The sequence below is a fragment of the Corallococcus sp. AB032C genome (assembly GCF_003668935.1).
Taxonomy (GTDB): Bacteria; Myxococcota; Myxococcia; order Myxococcales; family Myxococcaceae; genus Corallococcus; species Corallococcus exiguus.
On the sequence record NZ_RAWP01000216.1, the window covers coordinates 1 to 5219 of the forward strand.

Genomic DNA, 5219 nt, shown 5'->3' on the forward strand with positions numbered 1-5219 from the left:
CGCCGTCGCTCTTGCGGATGAGGGCGTTGGACAGCTTCAGGTCCCGGTGCAGGATTCCCCGGCCGTGCATGTACGACAGCGCACCGGCGAGCTTCTCGAAGACGCCGAGGACTTCGCGGACCGTGGGATGGATCGGGCCCGCGGGAACGCGTGGTTCGAATGAGCCCCCGGCGAAACGCCAGAGGAGCGCGGCGATGGCGAGCGCGACGATGCCGGCGAGGAGACCACGCCAGTGGCCACGGCCTCGGTTGCGCTCAACTCGGGCGACGTGCCGCTGGAGCGACTGGGGGATGGAGGGCATCTCCAGCGCCTCCGAGGCCGGCTCGCCGTGGCGCTGTTTCGAGGGCGGATGAACCGGCACGTCGTATTCGGCGGAACCACTGGCTCGGAGTTCCGCCAGCTCACGGCGCAGCGCCTCGGTATCGACCGGGCGCTTCTTGGGGTCTCGGGCCAGGATGTTCTCCACGAGATCGCTCAACTCCGCTGGAACCCGCGCATTCACCAGGCGGGGTGGCGGCGGTGGGAGGGCAAGACTGTTCAAGTCGAAGCGCGGACGAAACTCTGTCGGTCGCGGGTCCGTCAGCAGCTCATGGAGCATGACGCCGACCGCGAAGATTTCGTCGGCGACCTGGAAGGCGTAGCGCGCCCGGCGCTCATCCTTGTGCTCGCGCAGGAACTTGAACTGCTCGGGCGCGCGGTAGCGGTCCGTGCCTGGAGGGAGGCCCCCGTCCGTCAGGTCTTCGGCGAGCGTATAGGTCGCGCAACTGAAGTCGATGATGACGGGCTCGCCGTCGCTCTTGCGGATGAGGGCGTTGGACAGCTTCAGGTCCCGGTGCAGGATTCCCCGGCCGTGCATGTACGACAGCGCACCGGCGAGCTTCTCGAAGACGCCGAGGACTTCGCGGACCGTCGGGTGCTTGCGCTCGGCCCACTCCGCGAGCGTCCAGCCGTCCACGTAGTCGAGCGCGAGGTAGAGGTTCCCACTCTCCGCGAGGCCATGCCCTTGCGGCCGGACGATGTTCGGATGGTCCAGCATGAGCAGCGCCGTCAACTCCCGCAGCGTCCGGGCATGGGTCTGCTTGAGGTCGCCGCTGGACTCCCGGTGCTGGGCCACCTTGATGGCCCGGTGCCTGCCGTTCTTCTCGCCCAGGAAGACGAACGCGAAGCCGCCGTCGCCGAGTGCCTTGGTCACCTGCCATCCATCAATGAGCGAACCGGGAGGCAGGTTGATCATCGTCACGCTCATTGGACAGCTACCTCCGCAGGCTGTGGAAAGCGCACGGCTGGAATCGTGAGATGACGTCCCCCATCCCCGCGCACCTCCAGGGTGAAGACAAGGTCTGCCTTCGTTTCAGGCATTTCCACGACCACAAGGACCCGCCTCCATGCTCCAGGAGGAATCGGCCCCGGCTGCTTCTCGACGAGCCTCGCTCGCAGAGACAGGTCGAGCCGGCCCACGAACGTTGCCTCTCCGGGTGTCCAGGCCGGGTGGTCCGACTCGTTCCTGATCTTCACGTCCGCCAGAATCCAACCCGTGCCCCGAAAGGCCACGAGCGACTCCACGGAAAGTCCCTGTACAGGCCTCTTGCGGCCCTTTCTGCTGGACGTCGCGATGCCCTTGTCGTCCACGTAGCCAAGCAGCACGAAGTCTTCCGGTCTCGGCGCTGGTGCTTGAGCCGAGGGCGGACAGGTCGTGTTCAGAAGCTCCAGGCGCTGTACGTCGATCCGCGAGTCCACTTCAGCCGGGTGGTTCATGAGCACGAAGGCGGCCCGTGCGGGCGCTCGGCCATCGTCGAAGAAGACTCCAATCTCCAGACGCTCACCGTCACCAAGATTGGCCACAGGCTGAATGATGATGGAGCGCTCGCCCGCATCCAGGAGGCGGATCCGGGACTCATCGAAGGTCAGGGTCTTCTTCTGGATCGGAGCAGAGAAGAGGAACACCGTCGGCGTGTCTCCCGCCACATGGATGATGGGCGGCGGATCGGCGGACGTGCTGGCGATGGTCACGGTGCGCTGACGCTCGATGCGCGCCCTCGTGGCCGGCTGTGCCTGCGCGGCAGCTCCCCAGGTGACAATGAGCGCCAGGGGAAGAGCCAATCTGAAGGGTTGGAGCAAGGATTCGTGACCTCCCAGATGGGCACGCTACCATCGCGGATGCTCACGCAGGGGTGCTCTTTCCCTCAGCCCGAGTCGCGTCCAACGCCCCTGGAGCTGAACGACACGGGCCGCACGCTGAGCCGGCTCATCGGTCGACCCACGGCGCCGTTTGGGAACGAGATTGGCGCGGCGCTGAAGCAGGGCTGAGTTCCCTGGTGTGCCCCTTCGTTCCATGCGGGAAGGGCACATCGAGGCACACGGCGGCGCCATCCCTGGAGCACTGGGCCAGTGACGCTCAAGAGGATGCGGACTGCATGAGCCCCGCTTGGGCCAACAGCTCGCGCACCTGCCGCGCCAGTACGATGTGCTCGGGGTTGGCGGCCGTGAAGCGCTCAGAGGTCAGGATGATCAACGTGCCCTTGTCCTCGACAAGCTCGATGCGCACAGGGGCGGGCAGTGGCGGCACCGTGCCCTGGTGACGGGACAGATAGGTCACCCAGCCCAGACAGATGTCCCCCTTGCCTGCTGTATCTTCCAGGTCCCGATGCGCATGGGACATGGCCACTGCCCATTCGGGTTCCCATGCCAGCGCCATGCTGCGCACGATTTCCGTCAGAACGGGAGCCGTCATCATTCGCTCCGCGTTCGGACTGCGACCGAGCGTGGGCAACGCCAACACGCAGGAGTTTGAGCCCGCTTCCGAGTAGCCCCCACTGTAGATGCGCAGACTCGCACGGTCGTAATCACGCCCCCCGTTACCGAACCAGAAGCCATAGCCCAGTCTCTCGATGACAGGGCCTCCTTTCTCGCGGTTGACGCCAAGCCGGAACTGCTCCGTCAGCGTCGGCACATCGGGCGGCATCAGCGGGTACTCACGCGACTCCCTGGATGATCGCGTGGGCAGGTACCACTGAGAGAGGAAGGGATCGCTTGACGCCAGCAAGGTAAGGAACTCCGCAGTGCGTCGGGCGCACTCCTCAGGCGACTCCTTGCGCGCCCCCCAGTAAGCCCCTGCGTAGTAGGTTTCGGGAGGGTTCTTGGGCTTGGCCTTGGCTGTCACGGTTTTCTCTTCAAGGTAGAGGCCCGTTCAACGGCCCGCAGGGTCGCCTCGAGGGTCAGGCTTCCTCGTCAGGCAAGAGACTGCGGAGCAGTTCGTCGTCAGGTCCGAGCGGTTGCCAGCCGGGCGGTGGCGGATGGGCGAGGAGCGCATCGCCGGCCCGGTCCACGCGCTCCTTGTGAGTTTCTGGGGTGTGGGCAAACCAATTGCCGAGCGCGATGGCAACCTCCAACCGAGCGTCGTCATCCAGCACGGACGGCCAGCCGTTGGGAAGACACGCGTACAGTTCGCGCACGAAGTGTCCGCGCACCAGTCGTGTGAGTTGCTTGCTGCGCTCCGCCTCCGCCACCAACCCGCTGAAGACCTGTACCCCGGCGATGTCGTCCCGTCCAAGCTCCTCGGCCAGTGCCACCAGCGATGCGGTAGGGCGTGCTTCGGCAAAGGCGGTCAGCGAGTCGTAGCCGCGCTCACGGACGCGCTCGTATAGGCGGGCCGTCCAGTTTCCCTTCCAGGATCGTCCGTCGGTCATCGTCCTCTCCCTGGAATGAAGTTCATCGGGATGTCGTACTCCTTCAAATACCCCGCGACGATCCGCAGGACCGTGTTCCGAGTCAACATCCGGCCGGCCCTCGTCTCTGCCTTGAGCAGCGCATCCATGATCATCCGGTTCCACTCACCGGGCCACATGCGTCCCAACTTCCAGTTCCCCCCACCGTGAATCGCCTCATGGTGGGCGCGCTCCAACCGGACGCAGAACTGGTCGATGTCCATGCCGCCCTTGAAGCCGCGCTGTTCGAACCACTCGCGGTGCTCTTGCGGCAGCACATGGTGCCTCGGGGCGTCCGACATGCCCGCCCCCGCTCTGCCGGTTTCGTGCATGCCGCGCACTTCGGGGCTGTCCCCCAGCGCGTCGCGCACGCCCCTGGGCAGGTCATGATGCGCCTGGGCCATCATGACCTGTCCGCCCTGAATGAGGACGGCTGCGCTGACGGCGGGAACGGAGATGACGCCCGCCTGCACCAGCCTTCGCATCATCTCCACCCACTCGGCGGAGACCACCATCCGAGAGCCCATCATGACTCCACCCGAGCTCATCACGAGGCCCACGCCAAGCGTCACAGGGGCCGAGGGTGGCACGCGTGGCATGGCCATCTTCATCGTGGAGATCATCGTGACCATCTCCACCGCCTGCATCGCCGCGATGACCTGCCCGCCAAACTTCATGGTCTCGCGGGTTTCCCGCTGGAGCGTGTCGAACTCGCGGGTCAGCTTCCCCATCAGCTCGGGCATCGCGGTTGTCGCAGCCTCGACCCGCTCCGGGTCCAGTGAGGCGAGGTCCGTCAGCGCGGGCTCCATCATTCCCTGCACCCGATGCATGTCCATGAAGAGCTTCTCGGCGCTGCACATCGGGCAGTTGCGAAGCACGGCGTCCGCGAGGTGTAGGAAGTCCACCCAGGTGGCGAGCAGGAGGGTCCCGAACTGCGCCGCCTGGAGCTTCGGTCCCGCCATGCGCAGGAGGCCCAGCTCCATGTCCGTGTCGCCGACTTCCGAGGCCGCATCCGTCAACGCGGAGGCGCTCCCGAGCGCGCCATGAAGCCATGTCACCTGCTTGGAGCCCAGGTCGAGGTAGCGCGTGAAGACGCCACCCGTGATGCCCCACTCCCCGAGAGCCGGAGGACGGGTCGCTAGCTTGGTGAACGCGGCTTCGACGCTGCTCAGAGAGCCCTTCACCTCGACCGTGGCGTCGAGGACTGCCTGACGCGTCAATGCAGCGCTCCGGGCTCCGCCCCCAACAGCGCCCTCCATGCTGCCGTCTCCCACTCCTGTCACGTCGTCACGTAGCCCCTGACGGCGCAGCAACCGTTGATACCTCTCGGGCCCGGAGATGGCAGGCGGAGGAGAGAGCAATGCGCGTGGGGGCTCATCGCTCGGAGCTGGGCCTGCTCCGGTTCGGTGGACAGGTTGACTACGCTGCCAGCCTCTTGGTTGCGGCCCTCCGCTCGTATTCCACTGGGCTGACGTAGCCCAGGGCGGAGTGGCGCCGCTTCCGGTTGTAGAACAC

The 5219-nt window shown here is 66.0% G+C and carries 7 protein-coding genes; 1 reads left to right on the top strand and 6 read right to left on the bottom strand.

Translation table 11 applies throughout. From position 1 onward, the window contains the following. The coding region (locus D7X99_RS41415) for a serine/threonine-protein kinase (RefSeq protein WP_233614208.1) at nucleotides 1-1246 on the bottom strand (1246 nt) is incomplete at its 3' end. After that, complete coding sequence (locus tag D7X99_RS41420; RefSeq protein WP_121782522.1) at nucleotides 1243-2118, bottom strand: DUF2381 family protein; 876 nt, start codon at nucleotides 2116-2118, stop codon at nucleotides 1243-1245. The genes D7X99_RS41415 and D7X99_RS41420, both read right to left, overlap by 4 nt. A 6-nt stretch (nucleotides 2119-2124) precedes the next feature. On the opposite strand from D7X99_RS41420, the gene D7X99_RS43330 reads away from it, so the two are divergent. Beyond that, a complete protein-coding gene (locus tag D7X99_RS43330) occupies nucleotides 2125-2307 on the top strand; it encodes a hypothetical protein (RefSeq protein WP_199756430.1) in 183 nt (60 codons plus the stop codon). An 88-nt stretch (nucleotides 2308-2395) separates the two neighbouring features. On the opposite strand, the gene D7X99_RS41430 is transcribed toward D7X99_RS43330, so the two are convergent. From D7X99_RS41430 to D7X99_RS44795, 4 genes are all read right to left on the bottom strand, one after another. Then, nucleotides 2396-3160: an immunity 52 family protein gene (locus D7X99_RS41430; protein WP_169849917.1), complete on the bottom strand. Its 765-nt coding sequence runs from the start codon at nucleotides 3158-3160 to the stop codon at nucleotides 2396-2398. 55 nt (nucleotides 3161-3215) lie between these two features. Beyond that, nucleotides 3216-3686, bottom strand: a complete 471-nt coding sequence (locus tag D7X99_RS41435) for an NUDIX hydrolase (RefSeq protein WP_121782523.1) — start codon at nucleotides 3684-3686, stop codon at nucleotides 3216-3218. Beyond that, nucleotides 3683-4924 (bottom strand): DUF2380 domain-containing protein, encoded by a 1242-nt coding sequence (locus D7X99_RS41440; protein WP_306414550.1) that lies wholly within the window; start codon nucleotides 4922-4924, stop codon nucleotides 3683-3685. The genes D7X99_RS41435 and D7X99_RS41440 overlap by 4 nt, the downstream gene beginning before the upstream one ends. Nucleotides 4925-5123: 199 nt before the next feature. Beyond that, nucleotides 5124-5219 (bottom strand): IS3 family transposase, encoded by a 96-nt coding sequence (locus tag D7X99_RS44795; RefSeq protein WP_367303451.1) that lies wholly within the window; start codon nucleotides 5217-5219, stop codon nucleotides 5124-5126.